Source organism: Gallintestinimicrobium sp. (genome assembly GCF_046968865.1).
Taxonomy (GTDB): Bacteria; Bacillota; Clostridia; order Lachnospirales; family Lachnospiraceae; genus Gallintestinimicrobium; species Gallintestinimicrobium propionicum.
In genome coordinates this window covers 44,929-65,751 of the sequence record NZ_JBKVPW010000013.1, presented here as the reverse complement: position 1 = coordinate 65,751, position 20,823 = coordinate 44,929, and the positions used below count along the sequence as shown (strand labels likewise).

General features: G+C 47.7%; 16 protein-coding genes and 1 pseudogene. 6 read left to right on the top strand and 11 right to left on the bottom strand.

Annotated elements, in window-relative coordinates; translation table 11 throughout:
- Positions 1-85 precede the first annotated feature (85 nt).
- The 4 genes from ACLTOQ_RS11790 to ACLTOQ_RS11775 form a co-directional block, all read right to left on the bottom strand.
- Complete coding sequence (locus ACLTOQ_RS11790; RefSeq protein ID WP_412287220.1) at positions 86-1,066, bottom strand: dipeptidase; 981 nt, start codon at positions 1,064-1,066, stop codon at positions 86-88.
- A 191-nt stretch (positions 1,067-1,257) separates the two neighbouring features.
- Positions 1,258-1,599 carry a preprotein translocase subunit YajC gene (gene yajC / locus ACLTOQ_RS11785; RefSeq protein WP_118763487.1) on the bottom strand — a complete coding sequence of 114 codons (342 nt, stop codon included), beginning with the start codon at positions 1,597-1,599 and terminating at the stop codon, positions 1,258-1,260.
- 76 nt (positions 1,600-1,675) lie between these two features.
- Positions 1,676-2,833, bottom strand: coding sequence for a tRNA guanosine(34) transglycosylase Tgt (gene tgt, locus ACLTOQ_RS11780; RefSeq protein WP_117961350.1), 1,158 nt, complete (start codon positions 2,831-2,833; stop codon positions 1,676-1,678).
- Between the two features lies 1 nt (position 2,834).
- Positions 2,835-3,953: an acyltransferase gene (locus ACLTOQ_RS11775; RefSeq protein ID WP_412287221.1), complete on the bottom strand. Its 1,119-nt coding sequence runs from the start codon at positions 3,951-3,953 to the stop codon at positions 2,835-2,837.
- Between the two features lie 139 nt (positions 3,954-4,092).
- Between ACLTOQ_RS11775 and aroC the strand changes: the two genes are divergently transcribed.
- Positions 4,093-5,193, top strand: coding sequence for a chorismate synthase (gene aroC, locus ACLTOQ_RS11770; RefSeq protein WP_337426264.1), 1,101 nt, complete (start codon positions 4,093-4,095; stop codon positions 5,191-5,193).
- A 132-nt stretch (positions 5,194-5,325) separates the two neighbouring features.
- Here the strand turns inward: aroC and ACLTOQ_RS11765 are convergent, their stop codons facing one another.
- On the bottom strand, positions 5,326-6,387 hold the full coding sequence (locus ACLTOQ_RS11765; RefSeq protein ID WP_412287223.1) for a lactonase family protein: 1,062 nt from the start codon (positions 6,385-6,387) through the stop codon (positions 5,326-5,328).
- 472 nt (positions 6,388-6,859) lie between these two features.
- On the opposite strand from ACLTOQ_RS11765, the gene ACLTOQ_RS11760 reads away from it, so the two are divergent.
- The 5 genes and pseudogenes from ACLTOQ_RS11760 to ACLTOQ_RS11740 all read left to right on the top strand — a co-directional run bounded on the left by ACLTOQ_RS11760 (position 6,860) and on the right by ACLTOQ_RS11740 (position 12,325).
- Positions 6,860-7,399 carry a helix-turn-helix domain-containing protein gene (locus ACLTOQ_RS11760; protein WP_021914656.1) on the top strand — a complete coding sequence of 180 codons (540 nt, stop codon included), beginning with the start codon at positions 6,860-6,862 and terminating at the stop codon, positions 7,397-7,399.
- A gap of 122 nt (positions 7,400-7,521) precedes the next feature.
- Positions 7,522-8,595, top strand: a complete 1,074-nt coding sequence (gene potA, locus ACLTOQ_RS11755; protein WP_021914657.1) for a spermidine/putrescine ABC transporter ATP-binding protein — start codon at positions 7,522-7,524, stop codon at positions 8,593-8,595.
- Positions 8,588-9,445, top strand: a complete 858-nt coding sequence (locus ACLTOQ_RS11750; protein ID WP_021914658.1) for an ABC transporter permease — start codon at positions 8,588-8,590, stop codon at positions 9,443-9,445. Before potA ends, ACLTOQ_RS11750 begins: the two co-directional genes overlap by 8 nt.
- Positions 9,446-9,609: 164 nt before the next feature.
- Positions 9,610-11,416: pseudogene (locus ACLTOQ_RS11745) on the top strand (extracellular solute-binding protein); the annotation flags it as partial.
- Positions 11,417-11,419: 3 nt separating this feature from the next.
- Positions 11,420-12,325 (top strand): RluA family pseudouridine synthase, encoded by a 906-nt coding sequence (locus ACLTOQ_RS11740; RefSeq protein WP_262587837.1) that lies wholly within the window; start codon positions 11,420-11,422, stop codon positions 12,323-12,325.
- Positions 12,326-12,400: 75 nt separating this feature from the next.
- On the opposite strand, the gene ACLTOQ_RS11735 is transcribed toward ACLTOQ_RS11740, so the two are convergent.
- The 6 genes from ACLTOQ_RS11735 to ACLTOQ_RS11710 all read right to left on the bottom strand — a co-directional run bounded on the left by ACLTOQ_RS11735 (position 12,401) and on the right by ACLTOQ_RS11710 (position 20,710).
- Positions 12,401-14,437, bottom strand: coding sequence for a glycoside hydrolase family 127 protein (locus ACLTOQ_RS11735; RefSeq protein ID WP_412319507.1), 2,037 nt, complete (start codon positions 14,435-14,437; stop codon positions 12,401-12,403).
- Between the two features lie 290 nt (positions 14,438-14,727).
- Positions 14,728-15,297: a DUF6553 family protein gene (locus tag ACLTOQ_RS11730; protein WP_412319506.1), complete on the bottom strand. Its 570-nt coding sequence runs from the start codon at positions 15,295-15,297 to the stop codon at positions 14,728-14,730.
- A complete protein-coding gene (locus ACLTOQ_RS11725) occupies positions 15,275-16,333 on the bottom strand; it encodes a galactose ABC transporter substrate-binding protein (RefSeq protein WP_412319504.1) in 1,059 nt (352 codons plus the stop codon). The genes ACLTOQ_RS11730 and ACLTOQ_RS11725 overlap by 23 nt, the downstream gene beginning before the upstream one ends.
- Positions 16,334-16,346: 13 nt before the next feature.
- On the bottom strand, positions 16,347-17,297 hold the full coding sequence (locus tag ACLTOQ_RS11720) for a substrate-binding domain-containing protein (RefSeq protein WP_412319503.1): 951 nt from the start codon (positions 17,295-17,297) through the stop codon (positions 16,347-16,349).
- Entirely contained in the window at positions 17,278-19,050 is a 1,773-nt protein-coding gene (locus ACLTOQ_RS11715) for a sensor histidine kinase (RefSeq protein ID WP_412319501.1), read from the bottom strand. The genes ACLTOQ_RS11720 and ACLTOQ_RS11715 overlap by 20 nt, the downstream gene beginning before the upstream one ends.
- A gap of 46 nt (positions 19,051-19,096) precedes the next feature.
- Complete coding sequence (locus ACLTOQ_RS11710; RefSeq protein WP_412319500.1) at positions 19,097-20,710, bottom strand: response regulator; 1,614 nt, start codon at positions 20,708-20,710, stop codon at positions 19,097-19,099.
- Positions 20,711-20,823: the final 113 nt, after the last annotated feature.

Genomic DNA, 20,823 nt, shown 5'->3' with positions numbered 1-20,823 from the left:
CCTCAATCTCTGCAGCATTTTTCTTTTGTGAGATTGATCTCAGTATAACATTCCGTCTGAAAATCTGCAAGCAGAATACAGCGCCTTATCCCAACACCTCCCGGTATACGCGCAGTACATTTTCTCCCATGACCTTATCACGCTGTCTGGCGGTAAGCCCTGCCTTTGCAAGCGCATCCTCCAGAACCGGCATTGCGTCTGCGCCCGGGAGCTCTGCATGGGTCCGAATTCCGTCAAAATCGCTGCCCAGTCCCAGGCAGTCCTCTCCGCCGACTTTTATGATATGTGCCGCATGGCGTGCCACGTCTGCAGCTGTGCCCGGATAGTCCTTTTGGGCATTTAAAAAGGACGGACAGAAGTTCAGTCCGGTCACACCGCCTTTTTCTGCCAGCAAACAGATCATGTCGTCCGTTAAATTGCGCACCGCCGGACAGATTGCGCGGGCATCGGAATGGCTTGCGACAAAGGGACGCTTCGCATGGGACGCCACGTCATAAAAGCCCGCGTCCGACAGATGGGACACATCCACGATCATTCCGAGCCGCTCCATCTCTTCCAGAAATAAAAATCCGAACTCTGTCAGCCCATCCTTCGTGTTCGGAACCGTCCTATCCGGCTTGCCATCCCCGGAAATGCCAAAATTCGGAAAACCGATCTCGTTTGGAAAATTCCAGGTCAGCGTCAACATTCGGACACCTCTGTCATAAAATTCCCGCAGCTTTTCCAGGCTGCCCTGACACACCGCACCCTCTTCGATTGTCAAAAGCGCGCTCATGCGCCCGTTTTTCTGATTTTCCAAAATGTCGTTATAGCATCTGACCTGACCAATCTGCTCCGGAAACAGTGCCATCTGCCGATCAAAGCAGTCCGCCAGTGTCAGCGCCTGCTGATATGGATCTTCACAATTTTCTGTACAGACGAACAGTGCAAAATTCTGAAGCAGGTAATCCCCCTGTTTCATCTTATCCAGACGAATATGCAGTTTGTTGTCCTGCAGTGTCCACCCTTTTTCTTTGTTTTCATAAAGTGCTGCGATCGTGTCGCAGTGCATATCAACAACTTTCATAAAATCCTCCATTCCGCAGGCGCTTTGTGCCGAAGGTGTCGCGAGGAAAACGTCCAGTTCGGCTCTGCGATCCCAGCTGCTTTGTGATGCCTGCGTCACAAATCGCTGTGTGACGAAAAAACCGGAACACACGTCCTGTGAGCCTATCACATGCGCATATTCCGGTTCTTTTATCTGTCTCAAAATTCGTCTTATTTCTTCTTTGTATCTGCAGGTGCTTCTGCATCAGCCTTTTCCACCTGTACGATCGCGCTCTTCTGCATCGGAATACGGCAGTTTTTGTTGTTGCCGAACTCAACGATAACGGTATCATCTGTGATGTCGATGATGATTCCGTAGAAGCCGCTGGTGGTCAGAACGCAATCTCCGATCTCCAGAGTAGAAAGCATTGCGCTGGTCTTCTTCTGCTCTTTCTTCTGCGGACGATACAGTACGAAGTAGAAAAATACACCAAAAACTACCACATACATTAAAATAAGCGGAATCATGCTGCCTGCGCTTGCTGACTCAGATGCTGTCAGTAAAATACTCATTTTCTATATTCCTCCTGGTTTATAAAGTAAAACCCTGCCCTGCAGGATTCTCCCTGCCCGGTCTCTTTACCGTAGCCTATTTTCCATCATACACAATTCTTTGCATGCCGTCAAGTTTTCGCTTCTTATATGCTGCAAATTCTCCCTTATCCAGCGCATCCCGGATTTCTGTCATCATCGTATTATAGAAATACAGGTTGTGCATGACGCACAGGCGCATGCCCAGCATCTCTTTTGCTTTTAACAGGTGACGGATATAGGCTCTGGAATACCGTCTGCAGACAGGGCATTGACACCCTGGCTCGATGGGCTGCATATCCAGCTCATACTGCGCATTGAACAGATTGATCTTGCCGAAGTTTGTATATAGATGTCCATGACGTCCGTTTCTGGTGGGATATACGCAGTCAAAAAAGTCCACACCGCGTTCCACTGCCTCCAAAATATTTGCAGGTGTACCGACTCCCATCAGATAGGTCGGTTTGTCCACGGGCAAATAGGGAACTGTCTCTTCCAGAATATGATACATTTCCTCATGGGTCTCACCGACTGCAAGACCGCCGACCGCATAACCGTCCAGATCCAGGTCTGTAATCCGTTTGGCATGCTCTACTCGGATATCCGAGTAAATTGCACCCTGGTTAATGCCGAACAAAAGCTGCTGCTTATTGATCGTATCGTCCAGGCTGTTCAGGCGAGCCATCTCTTTTTTGCAGCGCTCCAGCCATCTTGTCGTCCGGTCTACGGAAGGCTGCACGTAGCTTCTCTCCGCTTTTGCAGGCGCACACTCATCGAATGCCATTGCAATGGTAGATGCGAGATTGGACTGAATCCGCATACTCTCTTCCGGTCCCATGAAGATCTTATGCCCGTCGATATGGCAGCGGAAGGTTACCCCCTCCTCTTTGATCTTCCGCAGACCAGCCAGTGAAAACACCTGAAATCCGCCGGAATCGGTCAAAATCGGCTTATTCCAGCTCATAAAGCGATGCAGTCCACCCATCGCCTTGATCTTTTCATCACCGGGACGCACATGCAGATGATAGGTGTTGGAAAGCTCCACCTGTGTGCCCAGTCCTTCCAGATCCTCCGTAGAAACCGCACCCTTGATCGCAGCAACGGTTCCGACATTCATAAAAACCGGTGTCTGGATCGTACCATGCACAGTTTCCATTACCGCACGTTTTGCACGTCCCTCCTGTTTCAATACCTTGTAGGTCATCTTTTCACTCATCTTAATCTCCATTCCAGATTTTCTTTAATTTATCATCCGCTTTTTGGAAAAAGCCTGCGATCGCCGTACTTTTTTCAAAGGGTGCAAACAGTTTTTGCCGAAGCAGCTCGATCGCTGTACATACCAGGTAGATCGCTGCTATCACCCCAATACAGGCAAAGGGCAGATACCAGTGTCCAAGCCAGGCAGCGCCGTCGATTTTCGTCCAGAGACTTTCCCGGATATAGTAGTGATCATGGATCAGGTAAACGCCAAAGGACGCACCTGCAATCCGATTGATCAGGCCTGCGCCTCTTCCCGGTGCAATCCTCAGATTCAAAAATGCAAGAAACAAAAAAATCGACGTAGCTGTCACCAGAATCGAGCTATAGACATAAAACACACTATACCCCCACATCAGATCGTCCAGAAAGCTGATCGCGCCAAACGGAAAGGACAGCAGTGCCTCGATCACAAACCGGCTGAGGGGAATCAGCAGGGAGGTTCCAACTGCAGGCAGGAACCATTTCAGGAATTTTCCATCCGGCTGATAATACAAACGGATATAGGCTCCGCACAGATAAATCGTCAAAAACCACGATATACTTACACCGCCGGCGGTATTAAGGGCCGAAGAAAAATAAAAAATGTTTGGCCACACAGACACCAAAGCCAGAGCCAGAGCACACGCACAGGCAAGCTGACGCTTAGTCAGTGCCAGGATCAGCTTATTCATCACCGGTGCCAGCACATACATGCCTACATACATGGAAACAAACCAATAAAAATCCGATGAGATCGGTAAAATCGAATAGACCAGATATTCCAAGTCATGGGGTACATCTGTAAAAATCCAATAAATCGTCGTAATTCCCAAAGCATAAAACAGTACCTGAACCGCCATTTTTACAAGCTTCCAAAGGCTGAATCTCGATTCCGTCAGAAAGTAGCTGCTGATCAACAGATACAGATTGATACAGGTAAAGGAAACGCCAAACAACGTCCAAACCAGATAATAAGAAGCAGTCCCCATCTTCGCAGCTCCGATCAGATTTCCATGGTTCATCAGGTGTGCCGTCACAACAAATACCATGGCGAGAAGCCTGAGAAGCTCCAGATTCGCCTGTCTTGTTTTTTTCATAAATCAGATATACCCCGTTTCTCTAGAAAATCGTTTTCACCATGCATAGATAAAAATTAGTATAACAGATTCCCTTGTATCCGTCAAAAAAATGTTTTATACTATAGGGAAAAATCCCTTATCGAAAGGAGTGTGTTTCATGTCCGGTTCTGTTTTTGGCACCATTTTCCGCGTTTCCACATGGGGAGAATCCCATGGCAAGGCGATCGGCGCTGTCATAGATGGCTGTCCGGCAGGCCTTCCCTTATGCGAGGCTGATATCCAGCCTTATCTCGACAGGAGAAAGCCCGGCTCCGGCAAATATGTCACTCAACGAAAGGAGGCTGACGAGGTTCAGATCCTCTCCGGCATTTTCGACGGAAAAACAACAGGAACTCCGATTTCTCTGCTCGTCTATAATACCTCTCAGCGATCCTCCGATTATACGGAAATCGCCCAGAACTACCGTCCCGGACATGCAGACTACACCTTTGATGAAAAATACGGCTTTCGTGACTATCGCGGCGGCGGCCGTTCCTCCGGAAGAGAAACGACCGGACGTGTTGCCGCCGGTGCAATCGCCATAAAGATCTTAAACCGGCTCGGTATCGATGTCTGCGCCTATACCCGTTCGATCGGTCCTGTTTCCATTCATCCGGATACCTTTGACCGGGAAGCAATCACTCAGACCGCTACTGGTATGCCGGATAAAAAAGCTTCCGCCGACGCAGAAGCCTTTCTCGAAACCTGTATCAAAAATCAGGATTCCTCCGGCGGCGTGATCGAATGCTGTGTGACCGGTCTTCCTGCCGGGATCGGCGATCCGGTCTTTGACAAGCTTGATGCAAGGCTTGCTTCAGCGATCATGTCCATCGGTGCAGTCAAAGCTGTTGAAATCGGTGACGGCATCGAGGTTTCTTCCCGCAAAGGCTCCGAAAACAACGATGCCTTTTGCATAAAGGATGGACAGGTTTCCAAGAAAACCAACCACGCCGGCGGTATTTTAGGCGGCATCAGCGACGGCTCTCCCGTCCTTCTGCGCGCTCATATCAAGCCAACTCCATCCATCTTTCAGCCACAGCAAACCATCGGCCGTGACCATGTTGAACGTACGCTGCAGATCAAGGGACGCCACGATCCTGTCATCGTTCCCCGCGCAGTCGTGGTTGTAGAAAGCATGACAGCCCTGACCATACTGGACCTGATGCTGTCCAATATGGGGGCACGAATGGATCATCTTGAAAAAATCTACACGAAATAAGCACTTTTGTTTTCTTTGGCAGAAGCTCTGCACCAGCTGCAACGCCAATGATTTTTTTCCTATCCACACACGTTTCAAGGCGCACCCATAAAAATTCCCCACCGGCCTTTGCCGATGGGGAATTTTCTGATTCTATTCTTCTTCCAGTCTGTGGAAAATAACGCAGTTAGGCTGATCCACCTTGATCTCCGGCCCGTTCATAACGATCAATCCGGTATCCGGGTGCACTGTAAAGAATGTCATTGTATTCGATTCATGATTTAAGGAAACCAGATGTCTATTATCCGGGAACAGCATCGCATCCTTCGGATATTCTCCACTGATAGGCAGACAGAACAGTTTCGTCAAAAGTCCGGTCTTCTGGTCAATCTTGTACATTACGACGCTGTTATCTCCCGCATTGGAACTGATCAGATACTGGAAATCCTCCGAAAGATTCAGCGCACTCGCTGCGGAATTACTCGCATGATAATCGTTGACTGTGGAGATCGTCTGTACCTTTTCAAAGAACGGATTGCCCTTTTTTTCTTCATAGGTATAAACATCTATGATATTTTTCAGTTCATGAACGATGTAAAGAATCCTTCCGTCCCTGCTGAATTTGATATGACGGGGTGCAGATTCCATTTCACTGCGGATAACATCTGCCAGCGTCAGCTTACCGGTCTGATGATCGAGGCGGTATACCTTGACATGATCCATGCCAAGATCTGCTGCACACAGATAATGATTGTCCCTCGTCATCTTCACACAGCTGACGTGGGGACGGAAATTCCGCTCTGCAATACTGCCCAGTCCACGATGGAAAATCTCATCCGTAATCTCTCCGACACTGCCGTCCTCCTTTAAACGCAGCGCTGTGATCTTGCCGTCATGCCAGCCTGCCACGAACAGAAAACGATCTTCATAATCTGTGGAAAGATAGCAGCCGCGCATGCCATTAATGCCCGCCATGTTGATCGGTTTTAAATGTCCATCCTTTAAAATTTCATAGGATTCCACACCAAAGTCTGTAATGGAATACAGCCATTTACGGTTGTGCGAAATCGTCAGATAGGATGAGTTCGTAATCTCGACACGATCCTTTAATGTAAATCTTCCATTTTCTACATCTACATCATAAATCGTAATACCATGATTGTCTCCCATTGTATAGGTAGAGACATAGGCAACGTACTTTTTCTGATTTGTCATGTTCAAACCTCCTGCGGCAAAAATGTTCTGCTCATTTATTTTACCATACCTGTCCCGTTTTTGTTAATCCCTTTTTCACTTTTCGTTCCAGTTCCATCCTTGCATTCACAACGAACCCTCCAAAACCGTTTTTTGGCGCCTTGGGGTGGTCCCGCACAGGGACAGGCTGCGATGCAGCCGCAGACCGTTTGAAAGCGCCGGTACTTGGGCAGCGTGCTTTGCTGCCTTATGTACCGCTGCGCTTTCATCCGAGCAAAAGCGTGTCTGCGCGCACGCAGCCTTGCCCCTGCGCGGGAATAGCCCAAGGCGCCAAAAATCGCTCTAAAATGGCGTTCTGCCTGCACCCGCGAAAAAACTATGTAAAATATTATTTTCCCCATTGACAGACCCGTCAAAAAACGTATAATAAAGCTCAGTGCGTTTGTTTAGTATCATTAAACTTTTTGTTTAAAATAACTATGAAGGATCAGACATGAAAATCGGAGCAAAGGTAAAGGAACTGCGAGTGCAAAAGGGACTGACACAGGAGGAGCTGGCTGACCGGACAGAGCTTTCCAAAGGCTTTATCTCTCAGCTGGAGCGGGATCTGACCTCTCCTTCCATCGCAACCCTGATGGACATCCTGCAGGCACTGGGAACAGATTTAAAGGATTTCTTTAATGAAGAACCGGAAGAGCAGATCGTTTTTAAAGAAAGCGACTACTTTGAAAAGCTGGACGAAGAATACGGCAACAAAACCGAATGGATCATTCCAAACGCCCAGAAAAACATTATGGAGCCCATCCGCCTGACGCTTGCACCGGGCGGCAGCACCTATCCAGACAACCCACACGAAGGGGAAGAGTTCGGCTATATATTAAGCGGCAGCATCACGATCCATATCGGCAAAAAGAGCTACCGCGCCAAAAAGGGCGAATCCTTTTATTTTACGCCTAAGTCGACACATTATATTTCGGCAAGTAAAAAGACGGGAGCAAGCCTGATCTGGGTTTCCAGTCCTCCAAGCTTTTAATTGTTCGAAGCTAACGCAAACTATAAACACACTGTCAGGAAAAGTCGTCTTTTGCGCTGACATTTCATTATTTGAAGGAAGGGACAGTATCCGCTGTCGGATACCGCATGGGAGAAGTACCAATGAGCAACCGGCTGATCGATTTACAGCACATCACCAAAATTTACGATGACAACACCGTACTGGATGATCTGAACCTCTACATCCGAGAGAACGAGTTTTTAACCCTCCTTGGCCCCAGCGGCTGCGGAAAAACAACAACTCTGCGCATTATCGGCGGTTTTGAAAAGCCGGATAATGGCTGCGTTTTATTCAACGGCAAGGACATCACAAACATGCCGCCCAACAAACGTCAGCTAAACACCGTTTTCCAGAAATATGCCCTCTTTCCCCATATGACGATCGCAGAAAATATCGCCTTCGGCTTAAAGATCAAGGGAAAGACCAAAAGCTATATTCAGGACAAAATCCGTTATGCCCTCAAGCTGGTCAACCTTGACGGCTACGAAAACCGTATGCCTGATTCTCTAAGCGGCGGTCAGCAGCAGCGTATTGCCATTGCACGGGCGATCGTAAATGAGCCGAAGCTCCTGCTTCTCGATGAGCCCCTTGGTGCCCTGGACTTAAAGCTGCGCCAGGACATGCAGTATGAGCTGATCCGTCTGAAAAATGAGCTCGGCATCACATTCATCTATGTCACCCATGACCAGGAAGAAGCTCTGACCATGTCCGATACCATCGTTGTTATGAACCAGGGCTACATTCAGCAGATCGGCACGCCGGAAAAGATCTACAATGAGCCGGAGAATGCTTTCGTTGCAGACTTCATCGGAGACTCCAACATCATCGACGGCATCATGATCCGCGATGAGCTTGTTTCCATCTTCGGACAGAAGTTTCCCTGCGTGGATAAGGGCTTTGGCACAAACAAGCCCGTCGATGTTGTAATCCGTCCGGAAGACGTGGATCTGGTCAAGCCGGAAGAAGGAACGCTGACCGGAACGGTAACACATCTGATCTTTAAGGGCGTTCATTATGAAATGGAAGTAACCGCAAACGGCTTTGAATGGCTGGTACACTCCACCGATATGTTCCCGGTGGGCACAGAGGTCGGCATCCGCGTTGATCCCTTCGATATCCAGATCATGAACAAGCCTGCTTCGGAAGATGAGGAGGCGGTATCCATCGATGAGTAAATCAGTGAAAAAAAATACGATGCCAAAGGCGCCGTGGCCCCACAACAGGCTCATGGCTGCGCCATATCTGCTCTGGTCTGCCGCATTTATCATCATCCCGCTGTGCATGATCTTTTACTACGGGCTCACAGACAGAAGCGGTGCATTTACCTTTGAAAATGTCACTGCCATCTCCTCGCCGGAGCATATGAAGGCACTGATTACTGCACTCGTGCTTTCCTTAATCAGCACAGTTGTCTGTCTTGCGCTAGCTTACCCCCTTGCCATGATCCTGGCAGGCAGGCATGTCAGCCAGCAGAGCTTTATCGTCCTGATTTTCATCCTTCCCATGTGGATGAACTTTCTCCTGCGCACCCTTGCATGGCAGACACTCCTTGAAAAAACAGGCGTCATCAACTCGGTACTGTCCTTTTTCGGGCTGCCGACTTTAAATATCATCAATACCCCCGGTGCGATTATCCTCGGCATGGTATATAACTTCCTGCCGTTTATGGTATTGCCCCTGTATAATGCGCTGACAAAGATTGACCCGAATGTCATCAATGCCGCCCACGATCTCGGTGCCAACTGGTTCCAGACCTTTTTACGCGTTATTTTCCCGCTGAGCCTCCCTGGTGTCATCAGCGGCATCACAATGGTGTTCGTACCTGCTCTGACAACCTTCGTGATTTCGAATCTGCTGGGTGGCAGCAAGATCCTGCTGATCGGAAACGTTATTGAGCAGGAATTCACTCAGGCAAGCAACTGGCATTTAGGCAGCGGTCTTTCCATTGTTTTGATGGTATTTATCCTGATCAACATGCTGATGACTGCAATTTTTGATAAAAACGGGGAGGGAACTTCCTTATGATAAAAACAACTGCCCACAAAATTTATATCGCCCTGATTTTTATCTTCATGTATGCCCCCATCGCAACGCTGGTCGTTCTTTCCTTTAACGCCAGCAAAACCCGGGCAAAATGGGGCGGCTTTACAACGAAATGGTACACTCAGCTGTTTTCCAACTCAGAAATCATGCAGGCACTTTACAACACGCTCCTGATTGCGCTGTTATCTGCTGTTTTTGCAACGCTGATCGGCACCATTGCTGCGCTATCCATTCAGGGCATGAAAAAAAAGAGCCGTGCTGTGTTGATGAGCATCACCAATATCCCGATGTTGAATGCCGAGATCGTAACCGGTATTTCCCTGATGCTTCTGTTTTTAACCTTTAAAGCGCGTTTTGGTTTTATCACCATCCTGCTCTCCCACATAACCTTCAATATTCCCTATGTGATCCTGAGCGTTATGCCGCGCTTAAAGCAATTAAACCCAAGTGTTTACGAAGCTGCTCTCGATCTGGGCGCATCCCCCTGGCAGGCATTTTTCAAGGTCGTATTTCCTGATCTGCTGCCCGGTGTCATGTCCGGATTTTTAATGGCCTTTACGATGTCCCTGGATGACTTTATCATCACGCACTTTACGAAGGGACCCGGCGTAGATACCCTTTCCACAAAAATCTACACCGAGGTTAAAAAGGGCATTAAGCCGGAAATGTATGCACTTTCCACACTTATTTTTATGACCGTTCTGGTTCTTCTGATCCTTGTCAACAAGGCTCCGAAACCAAAGGAAAAACAATAGAATGCACGCTCTGCGAGCATTTTATTGTCATGAATAACACTCCGGGATTCTCCCGTGATACACAGACAGCCAACTGTCTTCCTAAACTATTTTACTTACAGAAAGGAATCCATTCATGAAAAAGAACACCATTGCAAAGCTCCTTACTGCTGCCCTGTGCACCGGTCTGATTGCAGGCATGACAACCGGCTGCGGCAGCGCTTCCTCTGCTTCTGACGAAAACGGACAGGTCATCGTCTACAACTGGGGGGAATACATCGATCCCGATACGATTACCATGTTTGAAGAAGAAACCGGCATAAAGGTGGTTTATGATGAATTTGAAACCAACGAAATCATGTATCCCAAGGTAGAAACCGGTGCTTCCGAATATGATGTCATCTGCCCTTCCGACTACATGATCAGCAAGATGATTGAAAACGATCTGCTCTCCGAGCTGAACTTCGATAACATGCCCAATGCCAAGGCAAACATCGGCGAACAGTATTGGGAGCAGTCCAAGGGCTTTGATCCGGAAAACAAATATTCCGTTCCTTACTGCTGGGGAACCGTCGGCATTCTGTACAACAAAACCATGGTAGATGAGCCGGTTGACAGCTGGTCAATCCTCTGGGATGAAAAATATGCCGACAGCATTCTGATGCAGGACTCCGTACGTGATGCATTTATGGTTGCGCTCAAATTAAACGGCAATTCCATGAATACCCTTGACGAAACCGAGCTCGCAGCTGCACGTGATCTGCTGATCAAACAGAAGCCTCTTGTACAGGCATACGTTATCGACCAGGTGCGTGACAAGATGATCGGCGGCGAAGCAGCACTCGGCGTTATCTACTCCGGCGAAGCGATTTTCACTCAGCGTGAAAACCCGGATCTGGAATATGTCATCCCGAAGGAGGGTACCAATGTCTGGATCGATTCCTGGGTAATTCCCAAGAACGCTCCCAATAAGGAAAATGCAGAAAAGTTCATTGACTTTATGTGCCGCGGTGACGTTGCTTTAAAGAATTTCGAGTACATTACCTACTCCACCCCCAACGATGCAGCCCGCGACCTGATCGAGGACGAAGACCTGAAAAATTCCAAAATTGCTTTCCCGGATTTAAGCCAGTATTCCGGTCTGGAAACCTATACCTATCTCGGTGAAGACGGGGATTCCCTCTATAATGACATGTGGAAGGAAGTTAAATCCAACTAACTTATGGAACGCATTTTACATTATGAAATCAAAGCAAGCGACGATTCTCCTACCGTCGCTTGCTTTTTAAAACGGCAGGGGTATTCCTCCGCCAACTTAACAGATTTAAAAAAGATGCCGGAAAGCATCCTCATAAACGGTACTCCCTCCTATATGATCCGCCACCTGCAGGGAGGCGACCGCTTAACCGTACATATTCAGGAAACTGCGGTCTCAGAAAAAATACCCCCCGTTTATCATCCTCTGGACATCGTTTACGAGGATGAAGACCTCATGGTGATCAACAAACCAGCCGATCTTCCGATCCATCCGTCGATGCGCAACTACACCCATTCCCTTGCAAACGGGCTCGCCTGGTATTTTGCTCAGAAAGACTGTCCCTTCGTCTTTCGCTGTATCAACCGGCTCGATCATAACACCTCCGGTCTGACAATCATCGCAAAGCATTTGGTCAGCGGCAGTATTCTCGCAACCATGGTCCGGAACCGGGAAATCCACCGGGAATACCTCGGGATCTCTCGCGGCAGGGTCACTCCCTCCTCCGGAACCATCACCGCTCCACTGGGACGAAAGGACGGCTCCATCATCGAGCGTACCATCGACTTTGAACATGGCGAATCTGCCATTACTCACTATGAAGTGCTGGAAGAAAAAAACGGACACAGCCTGATCCGCCTGACACTGGAAACCGGTCGCACTCACCAGATCCGGATCCATATGAAATATCTGGGCTATCCGCTGATCGGAGATTCCCTCTATAATCCTGATATGGAATGGATTTCCAGACAGGCGCTGCACGCAACCCGTCTGCGTTTTCATCATCCTATCACCAAAGAACCTCTGGAATTTCATGTTCCACTCCCGCAGGACATGCAAAACGTACTGGAGGGCATCCGACCCGATGCCTGATGCCCTCCTTTTGCTTTCGACATACCTCTGCTTTCAACTGAGCGTACTATGGTGCAGCACTTATGTCTATTTCTGTCAATCTCTGACCCGCGTCCAAACCTGCATTTCGTTTTCACCGCGGTTTGCCCAGGTATAATACGGAATATACGAAAGTTCCGCTTTTTCAAACTCCGGCTTCTTCCAGACATGATACAGCGCTTCGCTTTCTTTTTCTATATGCGTATCAAGCTGCCGAAACCCTGCTGCAGTCAGCTTTTTGACCGGCGTTCCGCAAATATTTCCGTCCGACACCGTTACGTTTAACTCCGGGTCAATCAGCAGCTTCTGCAGATCTTTTCCGTTGTCTGTCTCTTCCAGACAATAGACAACCGGCCCTCTCATCACGGCCACTTTCCCTATATCCTCACGCACGGCTTCTTTTGCCGCAATCAGTCGAACCTCCATCGGGAAATGAAGCGTAAATTCTTCTTCCTCTCCCCAATCCTTTTGCAGATACAGGTAGCCGTCCTTTTCTTCCGTACCACCGGTAAAACCATCCAGCTCATATCTGCTGCACCAGTCCGGTATCCGCAGTGCAAGCTTCAGTCCGGTATCCTTTGCGCGAATTGTGATTTTCACATCCCCCTCCCAAGGGAAGTTGGATTCCACACGGATATCTGCTGTCTTTTCGCCGATCTTCTTTTCCAGGGTGCTTCCCATATAAAGATGTAAAAACAGCGTATCCTCGTTTTCCGTATATGCATAGGAACCGATCGAGCTGAGCAGACGCGCCAGGTTTGGCGGGCAGCATGCGCAGCCGAACCATTTCTGGCGAACCGGCTTGACATGAAATTTTCGTTCATCCTTATGACATGCCTCCGGCAGTACCTCCAGCGGATTGACATAGAAAAAGCTCTTTCCATCCAGCGCCATGCCGCTGAGTACGCCATTATAAAGTGCGCGTTCCATAACGTTTGCATACCTTGCCTCCGGCGCGATTTCCAACATTCTCCGCGCAAAAAAGACAAGACCGATCGACGCACAGGTTTCCGCATACGCCGTGTCGTTCGGCAGATCGTAGGCATAGGTGAACGCCTCGCCCAGATGGGTGCTGCCGATTCCGCCCGTAACGTACATCTTTTTCTCTGTGATGTTGTCCCAGAGCCTCCGGCACGCCCCATACAGCGTTTCATCCCCTGTCAGCCTCGCCACATCCGCCATGCCGGAATATAGATAAACCGCACGCACGGAATGTCCGAACGCCTCGTCCTGCTTGCGCACCGGCAAATGCGCCTGATTATAGAAATAACGAAGTTCGTCCTCATGCCCCTTTTTTACTTCTTCGGGATGCTCTTTATCAAAGTAGTAGGGACGCTTTCCGCGCTCGTCCACGAAATACCGGGCAAGGTTTAAGTATTTTTCCTTCCCGGTCAGTTCATAAAGCCGCACAAGGGCCATCTCTGCGATTTCATGTCCCGGATAACCGTGAAGCTTTCCCTCTTCCGTACCGAAATTTGCCGCCACATAGTCTGCAAATCGTTCCGCCGCCTTCAACAGCTTGTCCTTGCCAGTCGCCTGAAAATATGCCACAGCCCCTTCAATCAGGTGTCCGAAGCAGTACAACTCGTGATGGTCCTTCAGATTCGTAAAGGTCGCGTCACGACCACTTAAAATATAGTAGGTGTCCAGATATCCGTCGTCCTGCTGTGCGGCGCAGACGATATCGATCGCGCCATCCGCGATTTTTTCCAGCTCCGGATCGGGATGCTGCGTTAAAGAATAACCAACCGCCTCGATCCATTTCGAAAAATCGCTGTCCTGGAACACAAACCCGTAAAATTCGTCATCTTTTAACTGCTTCGGATCCTCCGGAAGCACCTCAAAGCCGCGAAAGGTATACTTCGGCGCAATAAATGTGTTTCCTTTTTCTTTCTTTTCCCGGTTCAGCTTTCCTGCAGCCTTGAAATTGTGCATACAGAAGCTCGGTGCCGCGCCCTCCACGCGGTCGTTTAAGGCATCCCACTGATACGGGATCACCTCCTTGCGTACGAGCTCCATTTCCCCTTTCCAAAAGGTGTCCGTCACCTGAATGTTTTTCAGCGAAACGGGTGCGGAATAATTGTGTTTATCCATGTTTCTCCTCATTTCTGCGCACGCTTTTTGCGTATGCCGAGTTTGTGTCAAGTGCGCGCAGACACAAATCTCGCTATTGAAAAATTTTATTTTTCAATCCAGTCCCTTATTCTGAAGCATGGACAGAGTCCAGTCATCCAGCTTTGTCAGCTCTGCACCGACCATCAGCGGGGAACGGAAAAATGTCCACAGCGTCATAACCGTCTTCTTAATCGTAGCTGTTCCAGCCCATCGGCGGTGTTGCGGCAAACTTGTTCTTGTTCATTGTAGACTCCTTTCTGTTCATTTTTCTATTTATTCAAAAAATGCTCCCTATTCGGATACTCCTGGCGATATGCCCGAAGGGCGGCTTCCTGCAGCAGCGAAAATTCTTTTTCCATGCGCAGCAGGCGGGGCGCCTGAAAGGCAATTGCGCTGATCTGTTCGGCGATTTTTTTTGCAATTCCTTCTTCTGATAATTGTCCCATGCCAAATACCATGGAGGTGAAGCCTCTGCCCCCTCGGCTGACCTGAATGAACTTCAGAAATACATTATACAATTCCTCCAGAAGGATCTGTTGATAACACTCCTCTGACTGCATCGCTTCTGCCAGGCATAATGCAGAAAGAATCCGAGCTCCCATCCTTCTTCTGTCTCCCCCAAGGTCCAGAGTGCTTCCTTCCGCCAGGTATTTCAGTTCCATCAGGCATTTGACGAATTCATCCTTCTGTAGTCTGTATTTTCCGTATCGGGCTGTCCAGAGCCGGTTTCTGTATTCTTCCGCCCAGGCTTCTTCCTCTCCTGCATGCGCTTTTAAGATCTGCTGCCGTTTTGCCGGATCTGTCTCCCGGTAAAAATCATGTCTCCATGTTTTTTCCATCTGCTTCTTCCTCTTCTGCGTTTAAATATTCCTCTATATTGCTGCCGTCCACCTTCTTGTATTCCGAAAAATAGTACCGTCCATCTTTCAGACTTTCCTGGTCGAGGTCCTTTCCCTCAAACAGCGTCACTGCCATTTTTGCCATTTCCTTTGCCTGGTCCACTCTGTCATTGTAAATGCTGCCCTGCATTTCTCCGGCCTTTACGGCCTCCAGCGCGTCTTCCAGGCCATCGATCCCAAAGATCACCGGCCAGTCTTTGCGGATATAGCCTACTTTCCGGTAGGCTTCCACAGCCCCCAGTGCCATCTCATCGTTATTGGATAGGACCAGTTCGATCTCTGTTCCATATTGGCTGATCAAACGGTTCATACGATTCTCCGCCTGCCCCCGGTTCCAATCCGCAAACTGATAGCTTAATTTTTCCAGTGAAACATCGTTTTTCATCAGTGTTTTTACCGAATACTCTGTTCTGCTGATGGCATCCTGATGTCCTGCTTCCCCTTCCAGAAGTACATACTGGATCTTTCCATCCTCATTTTTGTCCACTTCCGGATGGCTGTTGATATATTCTGCTGCGATCTCTCCCTGCATGATCCCGGACTGTTCCGCATCACAGCCCACATAATACAGCTTATCCCACTGCATCAGATCTTCCTTTACCGGCTCCCTGTTAAAGAAGATCACCGGAATATTTTCGTTTCTTGCCATCCGGATGATCCGGTACGGTGCTGTCCGGTCTACAAGATTGACGCAGAGCACATCACAGCCCGCATCAATCATTTCCTCTACCTTTTCGTTCTGTTCCTGCTGATCGTCATTTCCGCTTTTTATCGATACGATGATCCGCCGTTCTTCGCTTTCCATGGTTTTCAGATGCGCCTTCAATTCATCCGTCAGTGCGTTGATAAAGGGATCATCCTGACTGTAGGTGATTACTCCCACACGCAGAGTTTTCTCTGTCTGGCCTGACTGATCGGAACACCCGGACAGCGCAAGGACCAAACTCCCTATTATAGCAGATAATACCATTGCCATTCTTCTTTTCTTTTTATTCATAGGAATATAAAAACCTTTCTAAATCATCGTCCATAGAAAAACTATCTTTCTGAAACACCTTATATTCTGTTGTATATCCCTGCATTTTATAGAACTTATGCTCTATCTTTCTGACCATCTCTTCCACACTTCTATAACCGATTTCATATCCATCCGGCACAATAAGTCCCTGGATATTTCCCTGATCCAAAAGTGCGATCGTCCTCAGACTGTAGCCCACACCATAAAGCTCTGCGCCCCTGTATTTTCCATTTTCTGCCTGTTCTCCAAGTTCTTCCAGAACTCCGGCATCCAACACCACAAGGGTATCTGCCCTTTTTTCTGCCCCTATCCGTTCCACGATGTTCTGTTCTTTTCTCCGATAGATACACCAGCTGATCTCACTGCCGCTGCCTTCCAGTGCCTCATTCAATCCGCTGATCTCTGACTGTACCGCCTCAGACATCTTCCAGTCAGCAATAATTCCAATCTTTCGCTCTTTCGTTCTCAGCTGTTCTCCCAGACTTCTTCCGATCTCCCGATAATCCGGCTGGATCGCAGGACTGGCAGCTTCTCCCTCTTTTACCGCCAGGCTGTCTGCCATCAGCAAATAGGGTTTATTTCCGCACTCTTTTTTCAGCATATTTTCGGTCTCGCGTCCGGGTGCGGGATACAGGATAAAGCCATCGATATCATTGTCCTTCTGTTCTCTGATAAATTCTCTTTCCGCCTCCGGTCCGTCGATCTCATCGGTGTTACAGATAATCATGTGGACATTGTTCTCTGCTGCAAACTGTTTCATCCCCTTGATCAGGGCATCCCAGCGCTTATCACCGGACTCCGGAAGGATTACGGCTATCCTGGTCTCTGCAACGTTCTGATCAAAAATCTTCCATACAAAGAAGACCGCCAGCATCAGCAAAAAAAGCTCAATTATAAGAAATTTAATCCGATTCTTTTTCATCTGCCGATCTCCTCTGGATATATTTTTGTGATTCCAGTCTTTCTGCATTTTCCGGTGTATATGGAATTGCCGGAATACGGATCGTGACCCTCGTTCCTTCATCCGGTTCACTTTCTATAGACAGACCATATTTTTCTCCAAACATCAGCCGGATTCTGGAATGCACATTGATCACCCCAACGCCGGAGCCGTGCTTCGGAACTTTGCTGTTGTCCGTCAGGATTTTTTCCAGAACCTCTTCCGGCATACCCATACCGTTGTCTTCAATGGTGATCAGGATGTCCTCCTCTTTCTTTTCTCCACTGACGATAATCCTGCCGTCCTCATCCTCATCCATATTTCCAACACCATAATAAATGGCATTTTCCAGAATGGGCTGGATCACCAGCTTTACGATGCAGTAGTTTTCGATCTCTTTCTCGATCCGGAATTCTGTTTTAAATCGTTCTTTGTACCGTGCCAGCTGGATATTCATGTAGCTTCTGCTGTGCTGCAGCTCGTCTTTGATAGAGATAATGGTCTTTCCTCTGGACAGGCTGACACGAAGCAGTTTTGCCAGTTCAGAGATCATACGAACTGCTCCTTCATTTTCCTGGGCTTCCACCATCCAGGTGATAGATTCCAGTGTATTATACAGAAAATGAGGATTGATCTGGCTTTGCAGGGCATCCAGTTCACTTTTTCTCCGTTCATTTTGCTGTCGGATGATCTCATCCATCAGTTCTTCGATCTGCTCATAAGACTTCTGTACCGAATGTCCCAGATGACGGATCTCAGAGGAGCCTCCAATATAAATATCCGGCTTTCCTCCTGCTTCATAGGTCTTAACAGAAGCATCCAGCTCCCGGATCGGTTTGGATATCTTCCGGGATACCAGCTGGTTTCCCTCCAAAAGCATGACCAGCAGGACTAAAATAGTGGCAAATACATAGTAACGGAAATTTTTAAAGTTTGACTTCTGCACGCTCTCTGGCACAACACCGATCATCTTCCAGCCGGTATAAGCTACACTTCTGACAATCACGGTCTCGTTCTGACCATCGGCACGGATCTCGTAGGTTCCATTCTCATACTTTGTAGCTTCCAGACTGTTTTCTTTAAATAATCCGCGGTTTAATTCCGTTTCCCGGGGATGATAGATCATCTCTCCACTCTGGCTGTTCAGATAATAATAGATCCCATCGGAAGAATCGTTGATCTGTTTCATGACATCCCTGATCACAGAATATTTCATATCCAGTAAAAGAACGCCGGTTTCCGGTATTTCTCCTTTATTGACATCCACATAGCTGCTCAGAGAAACCACCCACTGGTACCGATAGGCTCCGTCTTCAAACAATTCCTGGATATGGGGTGTGGAAAAATGTACATTTTCAATTGCATTTTCTGCATTTTTATACCACTCCTGAGTCTGCACCTGCACATTTTTCTTTTCTAACGCCACCGGCTCCGATGCGATCAGTTTTCCTTCATGGTCATACAATGCCACACTCTGAACCTTATCGGAGTTGGTCTCATAAAGAAGACTGAATTGCTCCACAAATTCCCGGCTGGATATATCAAACTGCTGAACCACGTTATAGTTTGCTCCATTAAAGATCTGGCGAATATCCAGCAGATCTGCATTTAACCGGTCTACAGTTCCCTCCACGGTTGCTTCCGTGTTGTCCACTGCTGTTTTTTCCAATGCCAGCTTGAAGCGATGGTACAGCAACAGTCCCATGACAATGATCGTGACCAATGAGATTGCCATAAGGACAGATAGAATGATCGTCTGTATGTTAAATACGGTACTTTTTCTACTTTTCGTTTTCTTTTTTCCCGGAGGCTCTGTATTTGGATGGGGAAACGCCGAATTTCTTTTTAAACACATAACTGAAGTAATTTGCATCCTGATATCCTACTTTTTCTGCTATCTTATAGCTTTTTTCATCGGTGTTGAGTACCAGTTCTTCTGCTCTGTCCATTCGGTAATCCGTAAGATAAGTGACAAAGGGCTGCCCTGTTTCCTTCTTAAAAATAGAAGAAAAGTAGGAATTGGATACCCCAAGATCTGCACATACCTCATCCAGTGAAATGTCAGGCTCCATATATCTTTGCTTTACAATATTCTGTGCGTCAGTGATCATACGTCTGGAGGTACTGTTTCTGGTACTTTTCAGTTTTTCGCTGATGGCTGCAGACATATTGATGATCCAGTTTGTCATGGAGGTTTCGTCTAACTGGGTGACTCTTTCGTAAAGGTTTTGTACATTTCCGGAGATATCATTAAAATCCATAGAATTATTGGCACAAAACTTGAAAAATCCGCTGACAATCTCCATGGTAGCCAGATTATACTGACTGATGGTATCTGCATTCTTATGGAGTTTTTCTATCTCCTTGATCGCTTCTTTCCGGATCTCCTCCCGATCTCCCACGTGAATGGCACGGAACAGATCCTGCATTCTTGTTTCCTCCAGGGGAACCGTCTTTTTGGATTCTTTCGGAACTATCTCTGCAATATTGATCGCTCGTTTGGTTCCATATAAGACACGGTAGGACACTGCCTCTCTGGCTCCCTCGTAAGAGATGCTGATATCATGCAGACTATTGCATACGGTTCCGATTCCTGCAGTAACCGCCGCCCCCATAATTCTCCATGCCCAGCGACAGAATCGGTCACAGCTATCCGTCAATTGGGCCATCTCCTCTTCTGAATGAAGCTCCATGATCAAAATTGTGTTGCCCATATAGATAAATTCCTGACAATTACAGTTCTCTGTCAGCCGCTGTTTCACTTCTCGTTCCACGGACATGGATAACAATAAGGGATTCATGCCATCCGGCACATCATTTTCCGAAGTATGAAAGATAATGCAGCAAAACAAAGGTCCCTTCATATCCACCCGATAGTTCTGAAGAAATCGTTCATAGTCCTCTTCGCCAACTCTTCCCTCGATCAGGGAAATAAAGAAATTGGACTGCAGCTTTGGCAGCACTTCCTGAAAATAATCCTCCAGTTTTTTTACATTTAATTTTTCTTCCCGTTCCTTGTCCAGGGTATTTTTCAGCTTCACCAGACTGTCTGACAGCTCTGTGGCGCTGATGGGTTTCAGCATATATTCTTTGATTTCCAGATGAACCGCTTCTTTTGCATATTCAAATTCGTCAAAGCCTGTACAAAGCATAATGTAAATATTCGGATAGTCCTGGTTCAGCTTTCTGGCCAGCTCCAGCCCATCCATGTAAGGCATCTTAATATCCGTCAGCACCACGTCCGGCTGAAGCTTTTCCACCAGCTCCAGGGCCTTAACGCCATTGGTGGCACTGCCTACCACATCAAATCCCAGATCATTCCAGCGGATCTTCTGTTCCATGATATCGATGACCTCCACCTCATCATCGACAAGAATCACTTTATATTGTTCCATGCTTATCCCCTTCTTTTTATCCCTTCTTTTTATCCCTTTCTTATTATAGCAGAATTTGCTTTCTTCTGAAGGAATATATAAAAAATTTACCAAAAGAGTAAATAAGAATGTGC

Excerpts from the sequence above, each read along its gene's own strand:
- ACLTOQ_RS11790 (WP_412287220.1), bottom strand. The coding sequence starts at position 1,066 with ATGAAAGTTGTTGATATGCACTGCGACACGATCGCAGCACTTTATGAA.
- yajC (WP_118763487.1), bottom strand. The coding sequence starts at position 1,599 with ATGAGTATTTTACTGACAGCATCTGAGTCAGCAAGCGCAGGCAGCATG.
- tgt (WP_117961350.1), bottom strand. The coding sequence starts at position 2,833 with ATGAGTGAAAAGATGACCTACAAGGTATTGAAACAGGAGGGACGTGCA.
- ACLTOQ_RS11775 (WP_412287221.1), bottom strand. The coding sequence starts at position 3,953 with ATGAAAAAAACAAGACAGGCGAATCTGGAGCTTCTCAGGCTTCTCGCC.
- aroC (WP_337426264.1), top strand. The coding sequence starts at position 4,093 with ATGTCCGGTTCTGTTTTTGGCACCATTTTCCGCGTTTCCACATGGGGA.
- ACLTOQ_RS11765 (WP_412287223.1), bottom strand. The coding sequence starts at position 6,387 with ATGACAAATCAGAAAAAGTACGTTGCCTATGTCTCTACCTATACAATG.
- ACLTOQ_RS11760 (WP_021914656.1), top strand. The coding sequence starts at position 6,860 with ATGAAAATCGGAGCAAAGGTAAAGGAACTGCGAGTGCAAAAGGGACTG.
- potA (WP_021914657.1), top strand. The coding sequence starts at position 7,522 with ATGAGCAACCGGCTGATCGATTTACAGCACATCACCAAAATTTACGAT.
- ACLTOQ_RS11750 (WP_021914658.1), top strand. The coding sequence starts at position 8,588 with ATGAGTAAATCAGTGAAAAAAAATACGATGCCAAAGGCGCCGTGGCCC.
- ACLTOQ_RS11740 (WP_262587837.1), top strand. The coding sequence starts at position 11,420 with ATGGAACGCATTTTACATTATGAAATCAAAGCAAGCGACGATTCTCCT.
- ACLTOQ_RS11735 (WP_412319507.1), bottom strand. The coding sequence starts at position 14,437 with ATGGATAAACACAATTATTCCGCACCCGTTTCGCTGAAAAACATTCAG.
- ACLTOQ_RS11730 (WP_412319506.1), bottom strand. The coding sequence starts at position 15,297 with ATGGAAAAAACATGGAGACATGATTTTTACCGGGAGACAGATCCGGCA.
- ACLTOQ_RS11725 (WP_412319504.1), bottom strand. The coding sequence starts at position 16,333 with ATGGCAATGGTATTATCTGCTATAATAGGGAGTTTGGTCCTTGCGCTG.
- ACLTOQ_RS11720 (WP_412319503.1), bottom strand. The coding sequence starts at position 17,297 with ATGAAAAAGAATCGGATTAAATTTCTTATAATTGAGCTTTTTTTGCTG.
- ACLTOQ_RS11715 (WP_412319501.1), bottom strand. The coding sequence starts at position 19,050 with ATGGCAATCTCATTGGTCACGATCATTGTCATGGGACTGTTGCTGTAC.
- ACLTOQ_RS11710 (WP_412319500.1), bottom strand. The coding sequence starts at position 20,710 with ATGGAACAATATAAAGTGATTCTTGTCGATGATGAGGTGGAGGTCATC.